At 72.7% G+C, this 20701-nt stretch carries 20 protein-coding genes and 1 riboswitch; of the genes, 9 read left to right on the forward strand and 11 right to left on the reverse strand.

Annotated elements, in window-relative coordinates; genetic code table 11:
* Positions 1-90: 90 nt before the first annotated feature.
* Positions 91-861, reverse strand: a complete 771-nt coding sequence (locus CP978_RS10170) for a methyltransferase (protein WP_043439595.1) — start codon at positions 859-861, stop codon at positions 91-93.
* Positions 862-1086: 225 nt separating this feature from the next.
* Positions 1087-1632 carry an SAV_6107 family HEPN domain-containing protein gene (locus CP978_RS10175; protein ID WP_043439598.1) on the reverse strand — a complete coding sequence of 182 codons (546 nt, stop codon included), beginning with the start codon at positions 1630-1632 and terminating at the stop codon, positions 1087-1089.
* A 561-nt stretch (positions 1633-2193) separates the two neighbouring features.
* Between CP978_RS10175 and CP978_RS10180 the strand changes: the two genes are divergently transcribed.
* The gene (locus CP978_RS10180) at positions 2194-3702 is read left to right on the forward strand and encodes a phytoene desaturase family protein (protein ID WP_043439601.1); all 1509 of its coding nucleotides are present in this window, start codon (positions 2194-2196) and stop codon (positions 3700-3702) included.
* Positions 3703-3754: 52 nt separating this feature from the next.
* On the opposite strand, the gene CP978_RS10185 is transcribed toward CP978_RS10180, so the two are convergent.
* The 5 genes from CP978_RS10185 to CP978_RS10205 all read right to left on the reverse strand — a co-directional run bounded on the left by CP978_RS10185 (position 3755) and on the right by CP978_RS10205 (position 8407).
* Positions 3755-4825 (reverse strand): SCO2102 family sporulation regulator, encoded by a 1071-nt coding sequence (locus tag CP978_RS10185; protein WP_043439604.1) that lies wholly within the window; start codon positions 4823-4825, stop codon positions 3755-3757.
* A 56-nt stretch (positions 4826-4881) separates the two neighbouring features.
* Positions 4882-5805, reverse strand: a complete 924-nt coding sequence (metF, locus tag CP978_RS10190; RefSeq protein ID WP_043439607.1) for a methylenetetrahydrofolate reductase [NAD(P)H] — start codon at positions 5803-5805, stop codon at positions 4882-4884.
* Between the two features lie 100 nt (positions 5806-5905).
* Positions 5906-6574 (reverse strand): thiamine phosphate synthase, encoded by a 669-nt coding sequence (gene thiE / locus CP978_RS10195; RefSeq protein ID WP_043439609.1) that lies wholly within the window; start codon positions 6572-6574, stop codon positions 5906-5908.
* A gap of 102 nt (positions 6575-6676) precedes the next feature.
* Positions 6677-7042 (reverse strand): Rv2175c family DNA-binding protein, encoded by a 366-nt coding sequence (locus CP978_RS10200; protein ID WP_043439611.1) that lies wholly within the window; start codon positions 7040-7042, stop codon positions 6677-6679.
* 138 nt (positions 7043-7180) lie between these two features.
* Positions 7181-8407: an NAD(P)/FAD-dependent oxidoreductase gene (locus CP978_RS10205; protein ID WP_043439613.1), complete on the reverse strand. Its 1227-nt coding sequence runs from the start codon at positions 8405-8407 to the stop codon at positions 7181-7183.
* Between the two features lie 182 nt (positions 8408-8589).
* Positions 8590-8700, forward strand: a riboswitch (TPP riboswitch).
* Between CP978_RS10205 and thiO the strand changes: the two genes are divergently transcribed.
* The 5 genes from thiO (at position 8699) to CP978_RS10230 (ending at position 13986) form a co-directional block, all read left to right on the forward strand.
* Positions 8699-9865: a glycine oxidase ThiO gene (gene thiO, locus CP978_RS10210; RefSeq protein WP_043439614.1), complete on the forward strand. Its 1167-nt coding sequence runs from the start codon at positions 8699-8701 to the stop codon at positions 9863-9865. Its footprint overlaps the riboswitch before it by 2 nt.
* A gap of 107 nt (positions 9866-9972) precedes the next feature.
* Positions 9973-10173 carry a sulfur carrier protein ThiS gene (gene thiS / locus CP978_RS10215; RefSeq protein ID WP_043439617.1) on the forward strand — a complete coding sequence of 67 codons (201 nt, stop codon included), beginning with the start codon at positions 9973-9975 and terminating at the stop codon, positions 10171-10173.
* A gap of 2 nt (positions 10174-10175) precedes the next feature.
* Positions 10176-10970, forward strand: a complete 795-nt coding sequence (locus CP978_RS10220; protein WP_043439619.1) for a thiazole synthase — start codon at positions 10176-10178, stop codon at positions 10968-10970.
* A gap of 164 nt (positions 10971-11134) precedes the next feature.
* Positions 11135-13048 carry a Stk1 family PASTA domain-containing Ser/Thr kinase gene (pknB, locus tag CP978_RS10225; protein WP_043439622.1) on the forward strand — a complete coding sequence of 638 codons (1914 nt, stop codon included), beginning with the start codon at positions 11135-11137 and terminating at the stop codon, positions 13046-13048.
* 38 nt (positions 13049-13086) lie between these two features.
* Positions 13087-13986: a deoxyribonuclease IV gene (locus CP978_RS10230; protein WP_063839048.1), complete on the forward strand. Its 900-nt coding sequence runs from the start codon at positions 13087-13089 to the stop codon at positions 13984-13986.
* Positions 13987-14059: 73 nt separating this feature from the next.
* On the opposite strand, the gene CP978_RS10235 is transcribed toward CP978_RS10230, so the two are convergent.
* Positions 14060-14692 carry a sulfite oxidase-like oxidoreductase gene (locus CP978_RS10235; RefSeq protein ID WP_043439625.1) on the reverse strand — a complete coding sequence of 211 codons (633 nt, stop codon included), beginning with the start codon at positions 14690-14692 and terminating at the stop codon, positions 14060-14062.
* A gap of 154 nt (positions 14693-14846) precedes the next feature.
* Between CP978_RS10235 and bfr the strand changes: the two genes are divergently transcribed.
* On the forward strand, positions 14847-15338 hold the full coding sequence (bfr, locus tag CP978_RS10240; RefSeq protein WP_043439627.1) for a bacterioferritin: 492 nt from the start codon (positions 14847-14849) through the stop codon (positions 15336-15338).
* A 6-nt stretch (positions 15339-15344) separates the two neighbouring features.
* Here bfr and CP978_RS10245 read toward each other — a convergent pair whose 3' ends face one another.
* Together CP978_RS10245 and CP978_RS10250 are read right to left on the reverse strand one after the other, a co-directional pair.
* Positions 15345-15602, reverse strand: a complete 258-nt coding sequence (locus tag CP978_RS10245; RefSeq protein WP_107070519.1) for a (2Fe-2S)-binding protein — start codon at positions 15600-15602, stop codon at positions 15345-15347.
* Positions 15603-15765: 163 nt separating this feature from the next.
* Positions 15766-17121, reverse strand: coding sequence for a class II 3-deoxy-7-phosphoheptulonate synthase (locus tag CP978_RS10250; protein WP_043439630.1), 1356 nt, complete (start codon positions 17119-17121; stop codon positions 15766-15768).
* Positions 17122-17380: 259 nt separating this feature from the next.
* Here CP978_RS10250 and CP978_RS36375 point away from each other — a divergent pair, with 259 nt between their 5' ends.
* Positions 17381-17443 (forward strand): trp operon leader peptide, encoded by a 63-nt coding sequence (locus CP978_RS36375; RefSeq protein ID WP_152788727.1) that lies wholly within the window; start codon positions 17381-17383, stop codon positions 17441-17443.
* 94 nt (positions 17444-17537) lie between these two features.
* The gene (locus CP978_RS10260) at positions 17538-19481 is read left to right on the forward strand and encodes an anthranilate synthase family protein (RefSeq protein WP_043439632.1); all 1944 of its coding nucleotides are present in this window, start codon (positions 17538-17540) and stop codon (positions 19479-19481) included.
* Positions 19482-19599: 118 nt separating this feature from the next.
* On the opposite strand, the gene CP978_RS10265 is transcribed toward CP978_RS10260, so the two are convergent.
* Positions 19600-20628 carry a 6-phosphofructokinase gene (locus tag CP978_RS10265; protein WP_043439634.1) on the reverse strand — a complete coding sequence of 343 codons (1029 nt, stop codon included), beginning with the start codon at positions 20626-20628 and terminating at the stop codon, positions 19600-19602.
* Positions 20629-20701 lie beyond the last annotated feature (73 nt).

The following is a 20701-nucleotide window of genomic DNA, read 5'->3' on the forward strand; positions in this document are numbered from 1 at the left end:
CGCCACGCGGCCGATCGGGGGACCTGTGGCGTACTCCATCCGCCGCCAAGCCCCTGATCAGCAGGGGCGTCCCGGGACCCTGCGGGCCGCTCACGCCCCGGCCGCGTCCCGGGGCTCGCCGAGCACATGGAGCTGGGTGGCCACGGAGTGGAAGGCGGGGGCCTCGGCCGCCGCGGCCTCCAGCCTGAGCAGCGCCTCCAGCGCGCCCGGTTCGGTGTCCACCAGGACCCCGGGCACCAGGTCCGAGAAGACCCGGACGCCGTGCACGGCCGCGACACGCAGACCCGCGTCCTCGACGAGCCCGGTGAGCTGCTCGGCGCTGAAGCGGTGCGGCACGGGGTCGCTCTGTCCCCAGCGGCCGTTCGGGTCCTGGAGCGCGTGCTTGGCCTCCTTGAAGTGCCCGGCGAGTGCCCGCGCGAGCACGGCGCCACCGAGCCCCGCGGCGAGCAGGCTGAGAACGCCGTCGGGGCGCAGCGCGGCGACCACGTTGCGGACGCCTTCGGCGGGCTCGTCCACATACTCCAGGACGCCGTGGCACAACACCGCGTCGTAGCCGCCGCGCTCGACCACGTCGAAGAGTCCATGGGCGTCGCCCTGGACGCCCTGGACCCGGTCGGCGACCCCGGCCTCGCCGGCCCGGCGCTCCAGGGCGAACAGGGCGTTGGGGCTGGGGTCGACGACGGTGACACGGTGACCGAGGCGGGCGACGGGCACGGCGAAGTTGCCGCTGCCGCCACCGGTGTCGAGGACGTCCAGCACGTCCCGCCCCGTGGCCTTGACGCGGCGGTCGAGGGCGTCCTTGAGAACCTCCCAGACCACGGCGGTACGGAGAGAGGCGCGGGGGCGCATCGGGTCCGACACGGCAGTTGACTCCTCGGCGCGGCACCACCCGGTGCGGGCGGAGCGATCGGACGGCCTTTCGCCCCGGTACCAGGGCGAAAGGCTTCAGACCTCTCCACCCTATTGCCTGCGCACCATGCCCGGCGGCCCCGTCCACCCGCCGAACAGCGCGCCGCCCCGGCGAGCGGTCGAGGCCTTCTCCCCCCGGACTCGCCCGCCGGGACCCGGCCGGTCCGTGCGCGGGGTTCAGCCCGTGTCCGGCAGCTCCCTGCTCCCCTTCCGCCGCGGGGGCGGCAGCGACGGCTGGAGCACCAGCATCCGCTCCACCAGCCTCAGGAACATCCCCACATCGCGGATCAGGTCGTCGGCGTCACGGGGACCGGCCGCCCCCGGTATGCCGGCCTCGGCGCGGGCCCTGCGGGCGGCACCGGAGGCGAACAGGGCACTCCACTCGGCGAGTTCGGGCGCCATCTCCGGAAGCACCTCCCAGGCGCTCCGGATCCTGGCGCGGCGTCGCGCCGTGGGCTCCGGGCGCCCGCGCGCCGCGAGCACGGCGGCGGCGGTGCGCAGGGCCGCCAGATGGGCCGTGGCATAGCGCTCGTTGGGCGTCCCGAGGGTGGACGCCTCGTCCAGTCCGGCGCGGGCCTGGGCGAGCAGGCCGAGCGCGGCGGGCGGGGCCGTGGTCCGGCGAGGCACGGGGTGCACATCGCTCGCCGGTCCGGTCGATGAGGGGTAGGGGGCTGGTCCGGTGACGCGTCGCCGACGTGCGGCGGCTGTGGGGTGGCCGGCCATGACGAACCTCCTGTCGTCCGGGTGACGGCACTGGGGCCGTATGCGCCCATCGTGGGACATGCCACTGACAATCCGGTCCGACCTGGTCTTTCGCCTCGGCCGTACGGCGGTCGCGCCGTCCGTCACGGTCCTGGTGGCGGACGGAGGAAGCGCCGGTCCGCGGTCGGCCGCGTCTCCGCGGGCCGCCCGAACCGGCGCTTCGCCGTGTTCCCCCGTTCCGTACCCCCGTACCCCCGTGTTTCCCCCGCAGGCCCCTCGTCCGGTCCTTCCCCCGGGCCCACGTGCCTCGCTTCCGCCGGTCCCGCCGACGGAAGGAGCGGCCAGGGGAGGGCACCCGCTCCGCCGCCCCGTGCCGGCGGTGCCGGTGCCGCACCCCTTCCCGTGTCCCCACTCTCTCGTCCACGCAGGTCGGGCCCCATCCGCGCAGCTACTCATCTCCTCCTCTAGGTACGGATACTCAGGTCTGCGCACCCGCCCCCACGACGCCCCGCCGCCCCTCGGGAACGTGCTGGTCACAGGCCCGCCGCCGGGCTGTCGGCGGCGGCCGATAAAGTCACCGGCATGGCACGGATCGCGGTGATCGGCGCCGGGACGGGCGCGATGGCGGCCGCCGCCCGGCTGGCCGTCGCGGGCCACCGGGTGGTGGTGTACGAACGGACGGAGACATATGGCGGCGCGGTGCGCCGTTTCACCCGGGACGGATTCTCCTTCGACACGGGACCGGGCCTGCTGCCGCTGCCCGCGGTGTACCGCGACCTGTTCGTCAAGACCGGCAAGGAGCCGCTGGAGGCCTGTGTCGATCTGGTCCAGGTGGACCCGTCGGCTCGGCATCTCTTCGCGGACGGCACCGAGGCCCCGCTGCCGAACGCGTCACGTGCCGGTGTCGTCTCCGCGCTGGACGCGGCGCTCGGCGCGGGCGCGGGCGGGCGCTGGGGGGACTTCCTGGTGCGGGCCCGGGAGACCTGGGACCGCGCCCGCCGACCGCTGCTGGAGGAGCCGCTGTGGCCCGACTGGCCCGTGCTCGGGGAGCGCGAGCCCTATCCGGCGGTGCCGCACAAGCGGCTGCTGCGCACGCGGCGGGCCGGCACGCTCGCCGAGATCGGCGCCTGGGAGCTGCGGGATCCGCGTCTGGCGGCGCTGCTGGAGAGCGATGCCCTGGCACACGGCCTGGACCCGCGGACCACTCCGGCGAGCGCGGCCGTGCTGCCGTATCTGGAGCATGCCTTCGGCACCTGGTACGTGCGCGGCGGGATGCGGGAGCTGGCGCGGGCCCTCTATGAGCGGTGCCTGGCCCGGAGGGTGGAGTTCGTCTTCGGCGCCGAGGTCACCGGGATCGTCGAGAAGGACGGCCGGGCGGCCGGGGTGGAGCTGTCCGGGGGCGACGGCGAGGGCACGGTGATGGCGGCGGACCATGTGGTGGCCGGGGTCGCGCCCGCCGTCCTGGACCGTCTGGTCCCGGGCGCGGCGGCCGTGCGGGCGGCGGGCGAGGTCGCACCGCAGGGCGCGATGCCCAGCCGGCTGACGGTGCTGCTGGCGCTGCGCGGCGGCCGGCCGGAGGGCACCGCGCACCGGACGGTGGTCCATACGACCGACCGCGAGGGCGAGCTGGACCGGCTCTTCGGCCCGGCCCCCGGGATCCCCTCCGTCCCCACGGTGACCGTGCTGCGCCCCGACGACCCCGCGCTGGTGCCCGACTCCGGACACGAGGCCGTGACGCTGACGGTCACGGTGCCCTCGGGACAGGCCGTGTCCGCGTCCGGTGTGGACCGGATCCTCGATGCCGCGGAGCGTGCGGTGCCGGGCCTCGGGGAGCGTGTGCTGTGGCGCGAGGCGCGCACCCCGGCCGATGTCGCCGAGGAGACCGGTGCGGTCGGCGGTGCGGTCCCGGCTCCGGCCCTGGCCGCGGCCGGCGGCCGTCTGCTGCACCCGTCCAACAGCACCCGGATACCGGGACTGTTCACGGTCGGCGGCTGGTCCCACCCCGGTGGCGGTCTCCCCCATGCCGGCATGTCGGGCGCCCTGGTGGCCGGGCTGATCGTGGAGGGACCGGACTTCCGGGGCTCGCAGTGACTCCGGGGCTCACCGGGACGCGCCGAGACTTCCCCCGTGAGCTTCCGGCCGTTCAGAAGCGGTACTGCTCGTCGTAACCGTGCCCGTGCGCGCCGCCGTTGCTCTGCGCTGCCCCGTTGCCCTGTGAGGCGCCGGTGTCCTGGTACGGATACGGCTGCTCCGGCGGCAGTTCACCGCCGTAGGTGTTCTCGTCGGTGCGCTGCTGAGGGACCCAGGCACCGCCGGCCGGGGTCTCGCCGTAGCCGCCGCCCGCGTACTGGTCCTGGCCGTACTGCTGTTGTCCGTACTGCTGCTGGTCCCCGTACGAGGGGTCGTAGGAGCCGCCGCCGTAGTTCTGCGTGCCGGCGTACGGGTCGGAGTAACCGGCGTACTGCTGCTGGCCGTTGTCATAGCCGTACTGCTGCTGGTCGTAGCCGGAGTACCCGTCGTAGGCGTAGGCGCCCTGGTCCTGGGGCTGAGGCTGGCCGGCTCCGGCGTAGGAGGCGTCGGTCTGCTGGTCCGCGGGCTGACCGGCGCCGGGGTAGGAGCCCTCGGCGGCGTCGGCGGCGGAGGCGGCGAACGCCTTGTCGGTGTAGACGCCGTAGGAGCCGGTCTCCTCGGGCAGGGGCTGCGGTTCGTACACCGCGGTCGCCTCGGCCGTGGCCCCCGCGTGCTCCATGCCGTCCACGGACTTCCCGGGGGCCTCCCCGCCCGGGGCGGAGGGCCGGGTGAAGACGTCGTCGTGGTCGTCGTAGGTCCCGTCCAGGTGGTAGGCCGCGGTGACGGTCGCCTCGAAGGCGGAGACGTCCGGCGCGGCCTGCGCCGCCTCCTCCGGAGGGGCCTCCTCGCCCCGGCGGCGCTTACTGCCGCCGCCCTCGTTCTCGCGCTGGCGGTTGCCGACCGCCCAGCCTGCGGCGAAGCCCTGACGGAACGACAGGGTGACATAGGTCTGTCCGACCGCGAACGCGATCGCGCCCAGCCCGATGACCACCACGGAGGGGATCAGAACGCCGAACACGACGCCGAGGAAGCCGCCGAACGCGAGCAGTCGCCAGCGCAGACGTGCCTTGTACTGCAGCAGCACCTCACCGAGCAGCCACAACGCGACGATGCCGAACGCGATGTAGAGGACCGTCCAGCCCATGTACGCCCCTCTCCCAGTGACCGCTAGGCAGTGTGTCGTACGCCGGTGCGGCCGGTCTAGGTCCGCTGAGAATGGTGCAGACCCAGATTTTCGTAGATTTCCAGCGTCGCCGTGGAGTTGTTCAGTGTAATGAAGTGCAGTCCGGGGACGCCCTCGGCCAGTAGTCTCGCGCAGAACTCCGTGGCGAACTCGATCCCGACCGAGCGTACAGCCGCCGGATCGTCCTTCGCGCCGAGGATCCGCTCTTTCAGATCCGCGGGGATGGCGGCGTTGCTGAGCTGAGGCAGCCGCTCCAGCAGGCGGACGCTGGTGACCGGCATGATCTCGGGGATGACGGGGGTCGTGCAACCCGCGGCGGCGACCCGGTCGCGCAGCCGCAGATAGGACTCCGGCCGGAAGAACATCTGGGTGATCGCATAGTCGGCGCCGGCCCGGCACTTGTCGACGAAGTGCGCGACGTCACTGTCCCAGTCGGGGGAACGCGGGTGCCTCTCGGGGAAGGCGGCGACGCCCACACAGAAGTCACCCGACTCCTTGATGAGCCGGACGAGTTCGGCCGCATAGGTCAGACCCCGGGGGTGCGGGACCCAGCTGCCCATGGGGTCGCCGGGCGGGTCCCCGCGCACGGCGAGCATGTTGCGGATCCCGGCGTCCGCGTACTGGCCGATGATGTTGCGCAGTTCCGCGACGGAGTGGTTGACCGCGGTGAGGTGGGCGACCGGGGTGAGCGTCGTGTCCTCGACGATCTGCTCGGTCTCCTTGACCGTGCCCGCGCGGGTGGAACCTCCCGCGCCGTAGGTCACGGAGACGAAGTCCGGGGCGACCGCCTCGACCCTTCTCAGCGCGCCCCACAGGTTCCGCTCCCCCTTGGGGGTCTTCGGCGCCGAGAACTCGAAGGAGTAGGTCGTCCTGCCGGAGGCCAGGATGTCGCGCACCGTCCGTGCGCGGTCGGTCCTGGTCGATGCGGTTCCGAGGGCCATAGTCGCAGGTTAGCCAGGGGACGGCCGTCCCCCAACCGGACGCAGGGAATTTGCCCGAATTGTCGACTCCTTGTCCACCTGTCGGACAGTGTCGTCCGGATCACCCCGTGTGCGGCGCCCCGGCGGACCGCAGCCGCCGGTCGAATTCCGCCGCGGCCGCGCCCGGGTCGTCCGCCTCGGTGATCGCCCGGACGACGACCGCACGGCGGGCCCCGGCCTCCAGCACCTGGTCGAGGTTGTCCAGGTCGATGCCGCCGATGGCGAACCAGGGGCGGTCGGTGCCGAGGGCGGCGGTGTGCCGGACCAGGCCGAGACCGGGGGCGGGGCGGCCGGGCTTGGTGGGGGTGGGCCAGCAGGGGCCCGTGCAGAAGTAGTCCACGCCCTCCTGGACGGCGGCGGCCTCGGCCTCCGCCTCGGAGTGCGTGGAGCGGCCTATGAGCACGTCCTCGCCGAGAAGGGCGCGGGCCGCGGGAACGGGGAGGTCGCCCTGGCCCAGGTGCAGGACGTCCGAGGCGGCGGCGTGGGCGACGTCCGCGCGGTCGTTGACCGCCAGCAGCTTGCCGTGGCGGGCGCAGGCGTCGGCGAGGACCTGGAGGTGCTCCAGCTCCTCGGCGGCCTCCATGCCCTTGTCCCGCAGCTGCACGATGTCGACCCCGCCGGCCAGGACCGCGTCGAGGAACTCGGCGAGGTCGCCCTGGCGTCTGCGGGCGTCCGTGCACAGATAGAGGCGGGCGTCCGCGAGACGGGCGGTGCGGGCGGAGTCGGGCACGTCGGGGTCCCCCGTGGTCGATGGCGTACGGGCCGTGGTGGGCCGTGGGTCGTGGCCCGGGGGCCGCGGCCCGTACGCCGGACGGTCGTTCTCAGGATCGGATCAGACGGCGAGCGCCTGCGCGCGGCGCTTCACCTCCGTACCGCGATTCTCGCTGAGGGCCTGTGCAGGGGTGCCGGGCAGGGTCGGGTCGGGGGTGAAGAGCCACTCCAGCATCTCTTCGACCGTGAAGCCGTCGTCCCGCAGCAGCGTCAGGGTCCCGGACAGGCCCTTGACCACCTTGTCCCCGTCGATGAAGGCGGCGGGGACGTGCAGCGCCCGGTTCTCACCACGGCGTACGGCGATGAGCTGGCCGTCCTTGACCAGCTGCCGCACGCGAGTCACCTCGACGCCGAACGATTCGGCGATGTCGGGGAGGGTGAGCCAGCCGGGGACGAGAGCGTCGATCTTTGTGTCAATCTCGGTCACGGGATCAAGCGTGCCATCCCGGACCGACAGTCGGAAGCGGGGCACCTCCGGCCGGGGGTCAGGGTTGCCTCCGGCGGAGCACGCGGGACCGCCGTCAGGGCCGTGGCCCGGCCCCCGTCCGCGCCCGCCCGCGGGCCGTCAGGCCGTCGCCTCCTTGAGCGGGCGCGACGGGTCCGACAGCAGGTCCGGGTCCATCGGGGTGCCCGCCTCGATCAGCCGACGGCCCTGGGCCAGGTCCCGGGGGCGGCCCACCGCCAGAAGGGCCACCAGCCGGCCCGACCGCAGCCAGCACACCGACCAGGCCGCGCCCTCCGGGTCACCGCGCCACACCGTGGAGTCGGCGGCCCCGTGGTGGCCCACGTACTGGACGAAACGGCCGAACTGCTCCGACCAGAAGTACGGCACCGGGTCGTACGCCACCGGCGTCTCCCCGACGATGTTCGCGGCCACCGTGCGCGGCCCCTGGAGGGCGTTGTCCCAGTGGTGGACCAGCAGACGCTGCTCGTAGCGCCCCGACGGGAAGGAGGCGCAGTCCCCGACCGCGTACACATCGGGGACCGAGGCGCGCAGATGGTCGTCGGCCAGCACCTCGCTCTGGGCGCCGAGGGCGATGCCCGATCCGGCGAGCCAGGCCGTGGCCGGGCGCGCCCCGATGCCCACGACCACCGCGTCCGCCCGCACCCGGGTGCCGTCGTCGAGCACCACGGCCCCCGCCTCGACGCGTTCCACCCGTGCCCGGGTGCGCAGCTCGGCGCCGCTGTCCGCGTACCAGGCCGTCATGGGTTCGGCCACCTCCGCGGGCAGCGCCCCGGCGAGCGGCCGGTCCGCGGCCTCCACCACGGTGACCGCGCACCCCGCCTCCCGGGCGGCGGTGGCGAACTCGGCGCCGATCCAGCCGGCGCCCACCACCACGATGTCGTGCTGCTCGGCGAGGACCGGCCGCAGTCGCTCGGCGTCGTCCAGCGTGCGCAGCAGATGCACCCCGGGCACGCCCTCGGCGCCCGGCAGCCGGATCGGCTCGGCGCCGGTCGCGACGACCAGCACGTCGTAGGGCACCGGGCCCTCGGCGGTGTCCAGCTCATGGTCGCCGGGGCGGACCCGGAGCACCTCGCGGCCCAGCCGGAGCTCGATGCCCAGCGCCTCGAAGTCGACGTCGAGCGCGGAGCCCTCGGCCTTGCCGAGCAGGACCGCCTTGGACAGCGGCGGTCTGTCGTACGGCTGGTGCGGCTCCGCGCCGATCAGCGTCACCCCGCCGGTGAAGCCCTGTTCCCGCAGGGCGACCGCGGTCTGCACCCCTGCCATGCCCGCGCCCACCACGACGACGCGCCGTGCCCGGTCACCCCGTGTCTGCCTCTGCTCGCTCACCTGATCACCATAGACAACTGACGGTTCGTCAGTCAGCGGGCGTGCTGAGTGAGCTGTTCCACAGCGTTGCGCGGCGGTCCTCCTGCGGTCCGATGCCGGGGCGAGCAGCGGGCCGCCGGGCGTCCCGCTCCGGACGGAGGCTGCCTTACCGAGGCGAACGGGACGGGCTAGGGTGGCCCCCGTAAAGCACTCGCGGGAGCCCGGCGCACCGGGCTGAGAGGGAGGCTGGCGGCCTCCGACCGTACGAACCTGATCCGGGTCATGCCGGCGAAGGGAGGGGGCTGGACGCCCATGTCGCCCACACCCACATCAGATGTCCTCGTCGTCGGGGGCGGCGTCATCGGACTGGTGACCGCCTGGCGGGCGGCGCAGCGCGGTCTCGCCACCGCCGTGGTGGATCCCGAACCGGGCGGAGGGGCGGCCCGGGTGGCCGCCGGGATGCTCGCCGCCGTCACCGAACTGCACTACGGGGAGCAGACGCTGCTCGGCCTCAACCTCCGTTCGGCGCGGCGTTATCCGGACTTCGCCGCCGAGCTGACCGAGGTCACCGGCCAGGACCTCGGCTACCGCCGGTGCGGCACGCTCGCCGTCGCGCTGGACGCCGACGACCGCACGCATCTGCGGGAGCTGCACGCCCTGCAACAGCGGTCGGGGCTCGCCTCCCAGTGGCTGAGCGGACGCGAGTGCCGCCGGCTGGAGCCGATGCTGGCGCCGGGGGTGCGCGGGGGGCTCCGTGTCGACGGCGACCACCAGGTGGACCCGCGCCGGCTCGCCTCGGCCCTGGTCACCGCGTGCGAACGCGCCGGGGTCGTCTTCCACCGGGCGTGGGCGGAGCGGCTGACGGTGGTGCGGGAGCGGGCCGCCGGGGTGCGGACCGCCGACGGCACCGAACTCGCCGCGGGACGGGTCGTCCTCGCCGCGGGCAGCCTCAGCGGGCGCCTCGCGGGCCTCCCGGAGCAGGTGCGGCCGCCCGTGCGCCCCGTGAAGGGACAGGTGCTGCGGCTGGCCGTGCCGGAGCGGTACGCGCCGTTCCTGAGCCGTACCGTGCGCGCCGTGGTCCGCGGCGGCCAGCTGTATCTGGTGCCGCGCGAGAACGGCGAGCTGGTGGTCGGCGCCACCAGCGAGGAACTGGGCTGGGACACCACGGTCACCGCGGGCGGGGTGTACGAGCTGCTGCGGGACGCGCACGAGCTGGTTCCCGGGATCACCGAACTGCCGCTCACCGAGACCCGCGCCGGGCTGCGCCCGGGCTCCCCGGACAACGCGCCGCTGCTCGGTCCGACGGAGCTGGACGGTCTGCTGCTGGCCACCGGCCACCACCGCAACGGCGTGCTGCTCACCCCGGTGACCGGCGACGTCATGGCACATGTGCTGACCACCGGGGAGCTCCCGGAGGAGGCCCGGCCCTTCGCCCCCGGGCGCTTCACCGCCGCCGCCCTCGCGGAGCAGCCGGCGTGAACACCACGGAGCAGCCCGCAGGCACACCGCCGAACACCGCCGGGCCCCTCGTACGGCCATCGGGTCGTACGGCCGTCGGCCCGTCCGCACACCACGGAGCGACCAGCATGAACATCTCGGTCAACGGGGAGCCGCGTCAGGTGGCTCCCGGCACCCCGCTCGACGACGTCGTCCGCACCCTCACCGCGGCGCCCTCGGGGGTGGCCGCCGCCCTCAACGAGACCGTCGTCCCGCGCACCCGTTGGTCGTCGACCTCCCTCGCCGAGGGGGACCGTGTCGAGATCCTCACCGCCGTCCAGGGAGGCTGACCATGGCCGACGATCCCCTCGTCCTCGGCGGCATCTCCCTTTCCTCCCGGCTGATCATGGGCACGGGCGGCGCGCCGAGCCTCGATGTGCTGGAGCGGGCCCTGGTGGCCTCCGGCACGGAGCTGACGACGGTCGCGATGCGGCGCGTCGACGCCTCGGTGCACGGCTCGGTGCTGTCCGTGCTCGACCGGCTGGGCATCCGGGTGCTGCCCAACACGGCGGGCTGCTTCACCGCGGGCGAGGCCGTGCTCACCGCCCGGCTGGCGCGCGAGGCGCTCGGCACCGCCCTGGTCAAACTGGAGGTCATCGCCGACGAACGGACCCTGCTGCCGGACCCGGTCGAGACGCTGGACGCGGCCGAGACCCTGGTGGACGACGGGTTCACGGTGCTGCCGTACACCAATGACGACCCCGTCCTCGCGCGCAGGCTGGAGGACGTCGGCTGTGCGGCGATCATGCCGCTCGGCTCACCGATCGGCTCCGGGCTCGGCATCCGCAACCCGCACAACTTCCAGCTGATCGTCGAGCATGCGCGGGTGCCGGTGATCCTGGACGCCGGCGCGGGCACGGCCTCGGACGCGGCCCTCGCGATGGAGCTGGGGTGCGCGGGCGTGATGCTGGCCTCGGCGGTGACCCGGGCGCAGGAACCGGTGCTGATGGCGGAGGCGATGCGGCACGCGGTGGAGGCGGGCCGGCTCGCGCGGCGGGCGGGGCGTATCCCGCGCCGGCACTTCGCGGAGGCCTCGTCCCCCACGGAGGGCATCGCCCGGCTCGACCCGGAGCGGCCCGCCTTCTGAGCCCGCGCCCACCGGGTGCCAGGGCGCGAGCCCCCGGCGCGACGGGCCGGCGTACGCCGCCCGCGCGCCGGCGCGGGCGGGGCGCGTCACAGCTCGGCTGCAGTCCCGCGCCGGGGCGGCCGTCGGGGCCGGGCCCGTCGGTGTGCCCTCGTAGACTCAACCGCGTGGATACGACCCTTCAGGACCCCCTCGTCGGGCAGGTGCTCGACGGCCGCTACCGCGTCGAGGCGCGGATCGCCGCCGGCGGGATGGCCACGGTCTACCGGGCCGTGGACACCCGCCTCGACCGCGTCCTCGCGCTCAAGGTGATGCACCCGACGCTGGCCGCCGACCGCTCGTTCGTGGAGCGCTTCATACGCGAGGCCAAGTCGGCCGCACACCTCGCCCACCCGAATGTGGTGCAGGTCTTCGACCAGGGCACCGACAGGTCGTACGTCTATCTCGCCATGGAGTACATCGCCGGGTGCACCCTGCGCGATGTGCTGCGCGAGCGCGGGGCGCTGCAGCCGCGCGCCGCCCTGGACATCCTGGAGCCGGTGCTGGCCGCCCTGGGCGCCGCGCACCGCGCCGGGTTCGTGCACCGCGACATGAAGCCGGAGAACGTCCTCATAGGGGACGACGGCAGGGTCAAGGTGGCCGACTTCGGCCTGGTCAGGGCCGTGAACACGGTCACCGACACCACGGGTGCGGTCCTCGGCACGGTCTCCTATCTCGCGCCGGAGCAGATCGAGAACGGCACCGCCGACCCCCGGGTGGACGTGTACGCGTGCGGGGTCGTTCTCTACGAGATGCTCACCGGCGCCAAGCCCCGGGCGGGCGAGTCGCCCGCCCAGGTCCTGTACCAGCATCTGCACGAGGACGTGCCGGCGCCGTCGGCCGCCGCGCCGGGGCTGTCCGTGGAACTGGACGAACTGGTCGCCTCGGCGACCGCGCGCAACCCCGAGCTGCGCCCGGACGACGCGGTGGCGCTGCTCGGCCAGGTCCTCCGGGTGCGTGCCGCGCTCACCGAGGAGCAGCTGGACGCCGTGCCGCCGGGCGCCGTGGCCCAGGAGCACGACAACGCCGAGGACCGGACCAGCGTGATCCCTCGGCTGCTCCCGGCGGCCCCGGTCCATGAGGACGACGGTCCGGCGCTGAACCGGACGAGCCGGCTGGAGACTCGGCCGGACGAGCCCGCGGGCCGCTTCCGCCGTCCCCGGGGCGGGCTGATCGCCCTGGTGGTCGCCGCGCTGGTGCTGGTCGGCGCGGGGGCCGGCGTCTGGTACATCAACACCGGTCAGTTCACCAAGGTCCCCCCGCTGCTGGCGAAGACCGAGGCCGAGGCGCGGACCCGGCTGAAGAAGGCCGGGCTGGAGGTCAAGCAGGTCGAGCACGCCTACAGCGACACCGTGAAGCGCGGCACGGTGATCAGCAGCGACCCGGAGACGGGCGCGCGGATCCGCACCCATGACGCGGTGACGCTGACCGTCTCGGACGGCCCCCGGACGGTCGCGGTGCCCGATGTGAAGGGCCGGCCGCTGGCCGAGGCGCAGGACCTGCTCAAGAAGAGCGGCCTGGTCCCCGGCATGGTCACCGAGGAGTTCAGCGAGGACGTGCCCAAGGGTTCCGTGACCGGCACGGACCCGGCGGCCGGCACCGAGCGCCGTGGTGGATCGGCGATCGCGCTGAAGGTCAGCAAGGGCAGCCCGGTGGAGGTGCCCGATGTGACCGGTGAGTCCGTCGACGACGCCACGGCGGAACTCCAGGACGCGGGTCTTCAGGTGAAGATCTCCGACACCCCGGTGACCTCGGACCTCGACGCCGGACAGGTCGTCCGGCAGTCGCCGGACGCCGGAGCGCGGACCGGCAAGGGCGACACCGTCACCCTGACGATCTCCAAGGGCCCCGAGCGGGTCGAGGTGCCGGACGTGGTCGGCCGCAATGTCGACGAGGCCCGGAAGACCCTGGAGGCGGCGGGCTTCAAGGTGGAGGAGGACCGCGGACTGCTGGGTCTGTTCGGCGACACGGTCAAGAGCCAGTCGGTCGAGGGCGGGCAGAAGGCGCCGAAGGGGACGACCATCACCCTCAAGATCCGCTGACCTGTCGCCTCCGTGGGGGCGCATGACACCCTTGAGGGGTGAGAACTCAGCAGTCCCGTGGCCCTCTCGGCTCCCTCGGTGTGCCCCGCAATCCCATCGGCGGGCATGTGCCCGTGGCCGGCGGGCTGAACTCCGTCGGGCTCGCCTACGCACATGACCTCGGCGCCGAGACCGTACAGGTCTTTGTGGCCAATCCGCGCGGCTGGGCGACCCCGGCCGGCGATCCCCGGCAGGACGAGGCGTTCCGCGCGGCGTGCGCCGACGGGGCCGTACCGGCCTATGTGCATGCGCCGTATCTGATCAACTTCGGTTCGCACACCGAGGCGACCGTGGAGAAGTCCGTGGCGTCCCTGCGGCACTCGCTGCGCCGGGGCCGTGCGATCGGGGCGCTGGGCGTCGTCGTGCACACCGGCAGCGCCACCGGCGGGCGGGAGCGGGCCGTCGCGCTGGAGCAGGTGCGCGAGCGGATGCTCCCGCTGCTGGACGAGCTGACGCATGACGACGACCCGTATCTGCTGCTGGAGCCGACGGCGGGGCAGGGCGCCTCCCTGTGCTCGCGCGTCCCGGACCTCGGGCCGTACTTCGAGGCCCTGGACGCGCATCCCAAGCTGGGCGTCTGCCTGGACACCTGCCATGTCTTCGCCGCCGGGCACGACCTGACCGGGCCGAACGGGATGCACCGGACGCTGGATCTGCTGGTGGACACCGTCGGCACGGGACGGCTGAAGCTGATCCATGCCAATGACTCCCAGGACGTGGTGGGCGCCCACAAGGACCGGCACGCCAACATCGGCTCCGGCCACATCGGGGAGGACCCGTTCCGCGCGCTGATGACCCATCCGGCGACCGAGGGCGTTCCGCTGGTCATCGAGACACCCGGTGGCAAGGAGGGGCACACGGCGGATGTGGAACGGCTGAAGAAACTCCGCGACGGCTGACCGCCCGGACCGGCGCGCTCCGGGGGGCGTCGGAGGGCGGAGCGTCGCCCGCCGGGAGCGCGCCCGCCGGGAGTCAGAGCTCGGGGCCGTCCCCGGGCTCCTCCTGGTAGGAGTAGCGCTGCTGCTTCCACGGGTCGCCGATGTTGTGGTAGCCGCGCTCCTCCCAGAAGCCACGGCGGTCGGCGGTCATGTACTCGACGCCGCGGACCCACTTGGGGCCCTTCCAGGCGTACAGATGGGGGACGACCAGGCGCAGCGGAAAACCGTGCTCCGCGGTGAGCAGTTCGCCGTCCCTGTGGGTGGCGAAGATCGTGCGCTCCGAGGTGAAGTCGGCGAGGCGCAGATTGGCGCTGTAGCCGTACTCGGCCCAGACCATGACATGCGTGGCGGAGGGCGCGGGCGGGGCGATCTCCAGGATCGTACGGGCGGGAATACCACCCCATTCCGCCCCGATCATGCTGAACTTCGTCACACAGTGCAGATCGGCCACCACGGTGGCATAGGGCAGGGCCGTGAACTCCTCATGGTTCCAGCAGTGCTTCTCGCCGTCCGCGGTGAGGCCGAAGACCCTGAACTCCCAACGCTCGGCCCGGAACTTGGGCACCGGACCGTAGTGCGTGACCGGCCAGCCCCGCTGCAGTCGCTGTCCCGGCGGGAGCTCGAACCGTGCCGCTTCTCCTGATTCGTGCTCCACCGGCTGACTCATGACTCCCATCCTGACAGACCACAGAGGGTGCACATGACCAGCTCGGACCCGAATCAGGCAAATCCCACTAAGCATGGACTTACTGGACACCGTGTGACCCCGGTGCGATCATGCGGCGCAACCCTCCCGTCCCCGCCTGGAAGGAGCCCGCGCGATGCAGGGCGACCCGGAGGTCATCGAATTCCTCAACGAGCAGCTCACCGGCGAGCTGACCGCGATCAACCAGTACTTCCTGCACGCGAAGATGCAGGAGCACCGGGGCTGGTACAAGCTCGCCGAGTACACCCGGCGCGAGTCCTTCGACGAGATGCGGCACGCCGAGGTCCTCACCGACCGCATCCTCCTGCTGGAGGGACTGCCGAACTACCAGCGGCTCTTCCATGTGCGGGTGGGACAGAGCCTCAAGGAGATGTTCGAGTCCGACCGGCAGATCGAGGTGGAGGCGATCGACCGGCTCAGGCGCGGCATCCGGATCATGCGGGAGAAGGGCGACATCACGTCCGCGAACATCTTCGAGCGGATCCTGGAGGACGAGGAGCACCACATCGACTATCTGGACACCCAGCTGGAACTGGTGGACAAGCTCGGCGAGGCGCTCTACATCGCCCAGTTCATCGAGCAGCCGGACGACTCGGACTCGGCCTGAACGGGCTCAGGCGGCCTCGTCCAGACCTCGCGCCTGCGGGCCCTGCCGGCCAACCAGCTCGGCGAGCACCGGCTCTCCCGGACCGGACGGGGTGTGGCGGGGGCACGCCCCACGGCCGAGCAGCGCCTGGATCCGCCGCACACAGGAGCCGCAGTCCGTGCCCGCCTTGCAGGCCGACGCGATCTGCCGGGGGGTGCGGGCGCCGTTCTCCGCATGCTGCTGGACCTGCTGCTCCGTGACACCGAAGCAACTGCAGACGTACATGCGGTTCACCTCCCGGCGGGATTCCTGGCCACAGCCTTCCGATGATCGGTAAGGCAAACCTAACCTTACCTTCCCGCGGGAACCCGTGGAAGCGGGACGGGGCGCGGATCGTATGTGATCCGCGCCCCATTCCGGCTTGCTGCGTCTGCGACCGCCTCGGCGGCTACTGGTCCCGGTACATCTCGGCGACCAGGAAGGCCAGGTCCAGGGACTGGCTGCGGTTCAGGCGCGGGTCGCACGCCGTCTCATAGCGCTGGTGCAGATCGTCGACGAAGATCTCGTCGCCGCCGCCCACGCACTCGGTGACATCGTCGCCGGTCAGCTCCACATGGATACCGCCCGGGTGGGTGCCCAGCGCCTTGTGGACCTCGAAGAAGCCCTTGACCTCGTCGAGCACGTCGTCGAAGCGGCGGGTCTTGTGGCCGGAGGCCGCCTCGAAGGTGTTGCCGTGCATCGGGTCGGTCACCCAGGCCACCACCGCACCCGACGCCGTGACCTTCTCGACCAGCTCGGGGAGCCGGTCGCGGATCTTGTCGGCGCCCATCCGGACGATGAAGGTCAGCCGGCCGGGATCACGCTCCGGGTCGAGCCGCTCGATGTACTGCAGCGCCTCCGCGGCCGTGGTGGTCGGGCCGAGCTTGATGCCGATCGGGTTGCTGATCCGGGAGGCGAACTCGATGTGCGCGCCGTCCATCTGACGGGTGCGCTCGCCGATCCACACCATGTGCCCGGAGACGTCGTACAGCCGGCCGGTGCGCGAGTCGACCCGGGTCAGCGCCGACTCGTAGTCGAGCAGCAGCGCCTCGTGCGAGGAGAAGAACTCGACGGTCTTGAACTCCTCCGGGTCGGTCCCGCAGGCACGCATGAAGTTCAGCGCGTTGTCGATCTCCCGGGCCAGCTGCTCGTAGCGCTGCCCGGACGGCGAGGACCGCACGAAGTCCTGGTTCCAGGCGTGCACCTGGCGCAGGTCGGCGTAGCCGCCGGTGGTGAAGGCGCGCACCAGGTTGAGCGTGGAGGAGGACGCGTGGTACATCCGCTTCAGCCGCTCGGGGTCGGGGATCCGCTCCGCCTCGGTGAACGCGAAGCCGTTGACCGAGTCGCCCCGGTAGACCGGCAGGGTCACACCGTCGCGGGTCTCCATGGGCTTGGAGCGCGGCTTGGAGTACTGGCCGGCGATACGACCGACCTTCACCACGGGCACCGAGGCCGCGTAGGTGAGCACGGCGCCCATCTGGAGCAGGGTCTTGAGCTTGGCGCGAATCTGATCCGCGCCGACGGCGTCGAAGGACTCCGCGCAGTCGCCGCCCTGGAGCAGGAACGCCTCGCCCCTGGCGACGGCTCCCATCCGGGCGCGCAGCTGGTCGCACTCGCCCGCGAAGACGAGCGGCGGATACGACTGGAGCTCCGCGATCACTGCGCGCAGAGCCTCGGGGTCGGGGTACTCGGGCTGCTGCGCCGCGGGCAGGTCTCGCCAGGTCGCCTTGGCGGCGACGGCTTGGGAATCAGCGTTCACGGTCACGTGGTCAACACTACGGGGTCGGGTCGAGTGATCCGCCGCATTGCCCGACTGCTGAGACGAGCCGTGGGCCGGGACGCGCCGCGCCCACGGCGGATCCCGCGGCCGTGGGGAGCCCCTGCGCCCGTCCGGAGCGGCGTCCTGCGCCCGGTGCCGTCCCCGCGCGGGCCGGGAGCGGGTGTCTCGCCATCCGGGACGGGCGTCCAGGCGCACGGGCGTGGGCCGCTGCACGGTCCGGCCGGTGTCCGGTAGGGTGCCGCCCATGTTCGCGCACTCGACCCAGAACCAGAACTGGTGGTGGACCGCTCATCCGGCGGCCCACTGACTGCGCGTACGCATCACTTCGCGAAGGCCGCCCGAGGGGCGGCCTTCGGCGTTCTCGTGACCGGCCGTTCCTCCGCAGAGAAGGAACCCGTCGTATGAATCTGCTCGCCCTGCTGGACGATCCCCGCCCGTTCGCCCTGCTCCGCCGCCGTACTCCCGGGCGGGACCAGGACACCGTCGAGGTGCTGATCGGCCCGGTCCACCCCTGTGAACGTCTCGCCGACCTCCCCGACGAGGGGCTGGCCCTGGTGCCGTACCGCCAGATCCGTGAGCGTGGTTTCGACGTCCGCGACGACGGCACACCGCTGCTGGCCCTGCGGCCCGAGGAGTCGTACGAGCTTCCCCTCGAGCAGGCCCTGGCGCAGCTGCCACGGCATGACGTCCGGGTCGAGGACGGCGGCTTCGACGTCACCGACGAGGAGTACGCCGGGATCGTCGGCCGGGTGCTGCGCGAGGAGATCGGGCGGGGCGAAGGCGCGAACTTCGTGATCCGGCGCACCTATGAGGGCATGATCCCGGGCTTCGGCCGGGCCGACGCCCTGGCGCTGTTCCGGCGGCTGCTGTTCGGGGAGCGGGGCGCCTACTGGACCTTCCTCGTGCACACCGGAACCGGACGGACCCTGGTGGGGGCCAGCCCCGAGGTGCATGTACGGATGTCCGGCGGTAGGGGCGGGCGCGAGGCGCTCCCGGCCGAGGGCGGTGACGGGCGAGGGGCGGGCACCGTCGTGATGAATCCGATCAGCGGGACGTACCGCTATCCCTCCGGCGGCCCCACCCCCGAGGACCTGCTCGCCTTCCTCGCCGACGCCAAGGAGACCGAGGAGCTCTCGATGGTGGTCGACGAGGAGCTCAAGATGATGTGCACGGTCGGTGACATGGGCGGGGTGGTGATCGGGCCGCGACTGAAGGAGATGGCCCATCTCGCCCACACCGAGTACGAGTTGCGCGGCCGGTCCACGCTGGATGTGCGCGAGGTGCTGAGGCGGACCATGTTCGCGGCGACCGTCACCGGCTCACCGGTGCAGAACGCCTGCCGGGTGATCGAACGGCACGAGTCCGGCGGACGCGGCTACTACGCGGGGGCGCTCGCGCTGCTCGGGCGGGACGCGGGAGGCGCTCAGACCCTCGACTCCCCCATCCTCATCCGCACCGCCGACATCGACGCGGACGGGCGGCTGCGGGTACCGGTCGGCGCCACCCTGGTGCGCGGCTCGGACCCTGCGGGCGAGGTCGCGGAGACCCATGCCAAGGCGGCCGGGGTGCTCGCGGCGCTGGGGGTGCGTCCGGCACGGCCGCGCGAGGAGCGGGAACGGCCGGTTCTCGCGGACGACCCGCGGGTGCGGGCGGCGCTGGACGGGCGGCGGGAGAAACTCGCGCCGTTCTGGCTGCGGATGCAGGAGCGGGCCGGCGACCTCACCGGGCATGCCTTGGTGGTCGACGGCGAGGACACCTTCACCGCGATGCTGGCGCATGTGCTGCGGTCCACGGGTCTGGAGGTGACGGTGCGCCGCTATGACGAGCCGGGGCTTCGGGAGGCGGTGACGGCCCATGAGGGGCCGGTGGTCCTCGGGCCAGGACCGGGCGATCCCTCGGAGCTGAAGGACCCCAGGGTGCGGCTGCTGCGGGAGCTGACGGCCGAGCTCCTCCGGGGCCACCGGCACGGGGTGCTGGGCGTCTGTCTGGGCCATGAGCTGATCGCGGCCGAACTGGGTCTGGACATCGTGCGCAAGGAGGTGCCCCACCAGGGCGCGCAGAGCGAGATCGATCTGTTCGGGCGGCGGGAGACCGTCGGCTTCTACAACAGCTTCGTGGCGCGCTGCGACGACGAAACGACGACCGGACTGGCCGCCCGGGGCGTCGAGGTCTGCCGCGCCGGCAACGGGGAGGTGCACGCGCTGCGCGGACCGGGGTTCGCGGGCGTCCAGTTCCACCCGGAGTCGGTGCTGTCGGTGGGCGGCGCCGCAGTCGTACGGGAACTGCTCGGCCGGCTCACCGCGGTGGGCACCGACCCGGTCGCGGAGCAGCAGTCGGTCTCCTAGAACCGACGTGCGGGTGCATACCTGGGGGCGCGCGCAGGACCGGTGCGCGCCCCCAGGGCAAGGCCGTTCGGGAAGCACTCGGGAGGAACGGGAGCCGGGCCGGAACGCCGGGCCGGGGTCAGCCGAAGAACACGCCGACCTCGTCGTAGAGCGCGGGGTCGACCGTCTTCAGCCTGGCCGTGGCCTCCGCGATCGGGACCCGGACGACATCGGTGCCGCGCAGGGCGACCATCTTACCGAAGTCGCCGTCGCGGACCGCCTCGATGGCGTGCAGACCGAAGCGGGTGGCGAGCCAGCGGTCGAAGGCGCTGGGCGTGCCGCCGCGCTGGACATGGCCGAGGACCGTCGTCCGGGCCTCCTTGCCGGTCCGCCTCTCGATCTCCTTCGCCAGCCACTCGCCGACGCCCGAGAGGCGGACATGCCCGAACGAGTCGAGCGACCCGTCCTTGAGCACCATGTCGCCGTCCCTGGGCATCGCGCCCTCGGCCACCACCACGATCGGCGCGTACGACGCCTTGAAACGGGACGTCACCCATGCGCAGACCCGGTCCACCTCGAAGCGCTGCTCGGGGATGAGGATGACATTGGCCCCGCCGGCCAGGCCCGCATGGAGGGCGATCCAGCCCGCGTGCCGGCCCATCACCTCGACGACCAGCACCCGCATGTGCGACTCCGCCGTGGTGTGCAGGCGGTCGATCGCCTCGGTCGCGATGTTGACGGCGGTGTCGAAGCCGAAGGTGTAGTCCGTGGCGGAGAGGTCGTTGTCGATGGTCTTGGGCACCCCCACGACCCGGACGCCGTACTCGTCGGCGAGACGGGCCGCGACCCCGAGGGTGTCCTCGCCGCCGATCGCGATCAGCGCGTCGACCTCCTCCTTGGCGAGATTCTCCTTGATGCGCCGGATGCCGTTCTCCTGCTTGAGCGGATTGGTGCGCGAGGAGCCGAGGATCGTGCCGCCGCGCGGCAGGATGCCACGGACGGCGGGGATGTCGAGCTGGACGGTGTCGCCTTCGAGGGGGCCCCGCCAGCCGTCCCGGAAACCGACGAAGTCATAGCCGTACTCCTGCACGCCCTTGCGTACGACGCCCCGGATGACGGCGTTGAGCCCGGGGCAGTCACCGCCTCCGGTCAATACTCCGACCCGCATGGAAATGTCCCTTCGCCGCGGTTGCCTGATGCGGGTCACGCTAATGGTGACCCACGTCACTTCGGCATGCCAC

This window comes from Streptomyces nodosus, assembly GCF_008704995.1.
Lineage (GTDB): Bacteria > Actinomycetota > Actinomycetes > Streptomycetales > Streptomycetaceae > Streptomyces > Streptomyces nodosus.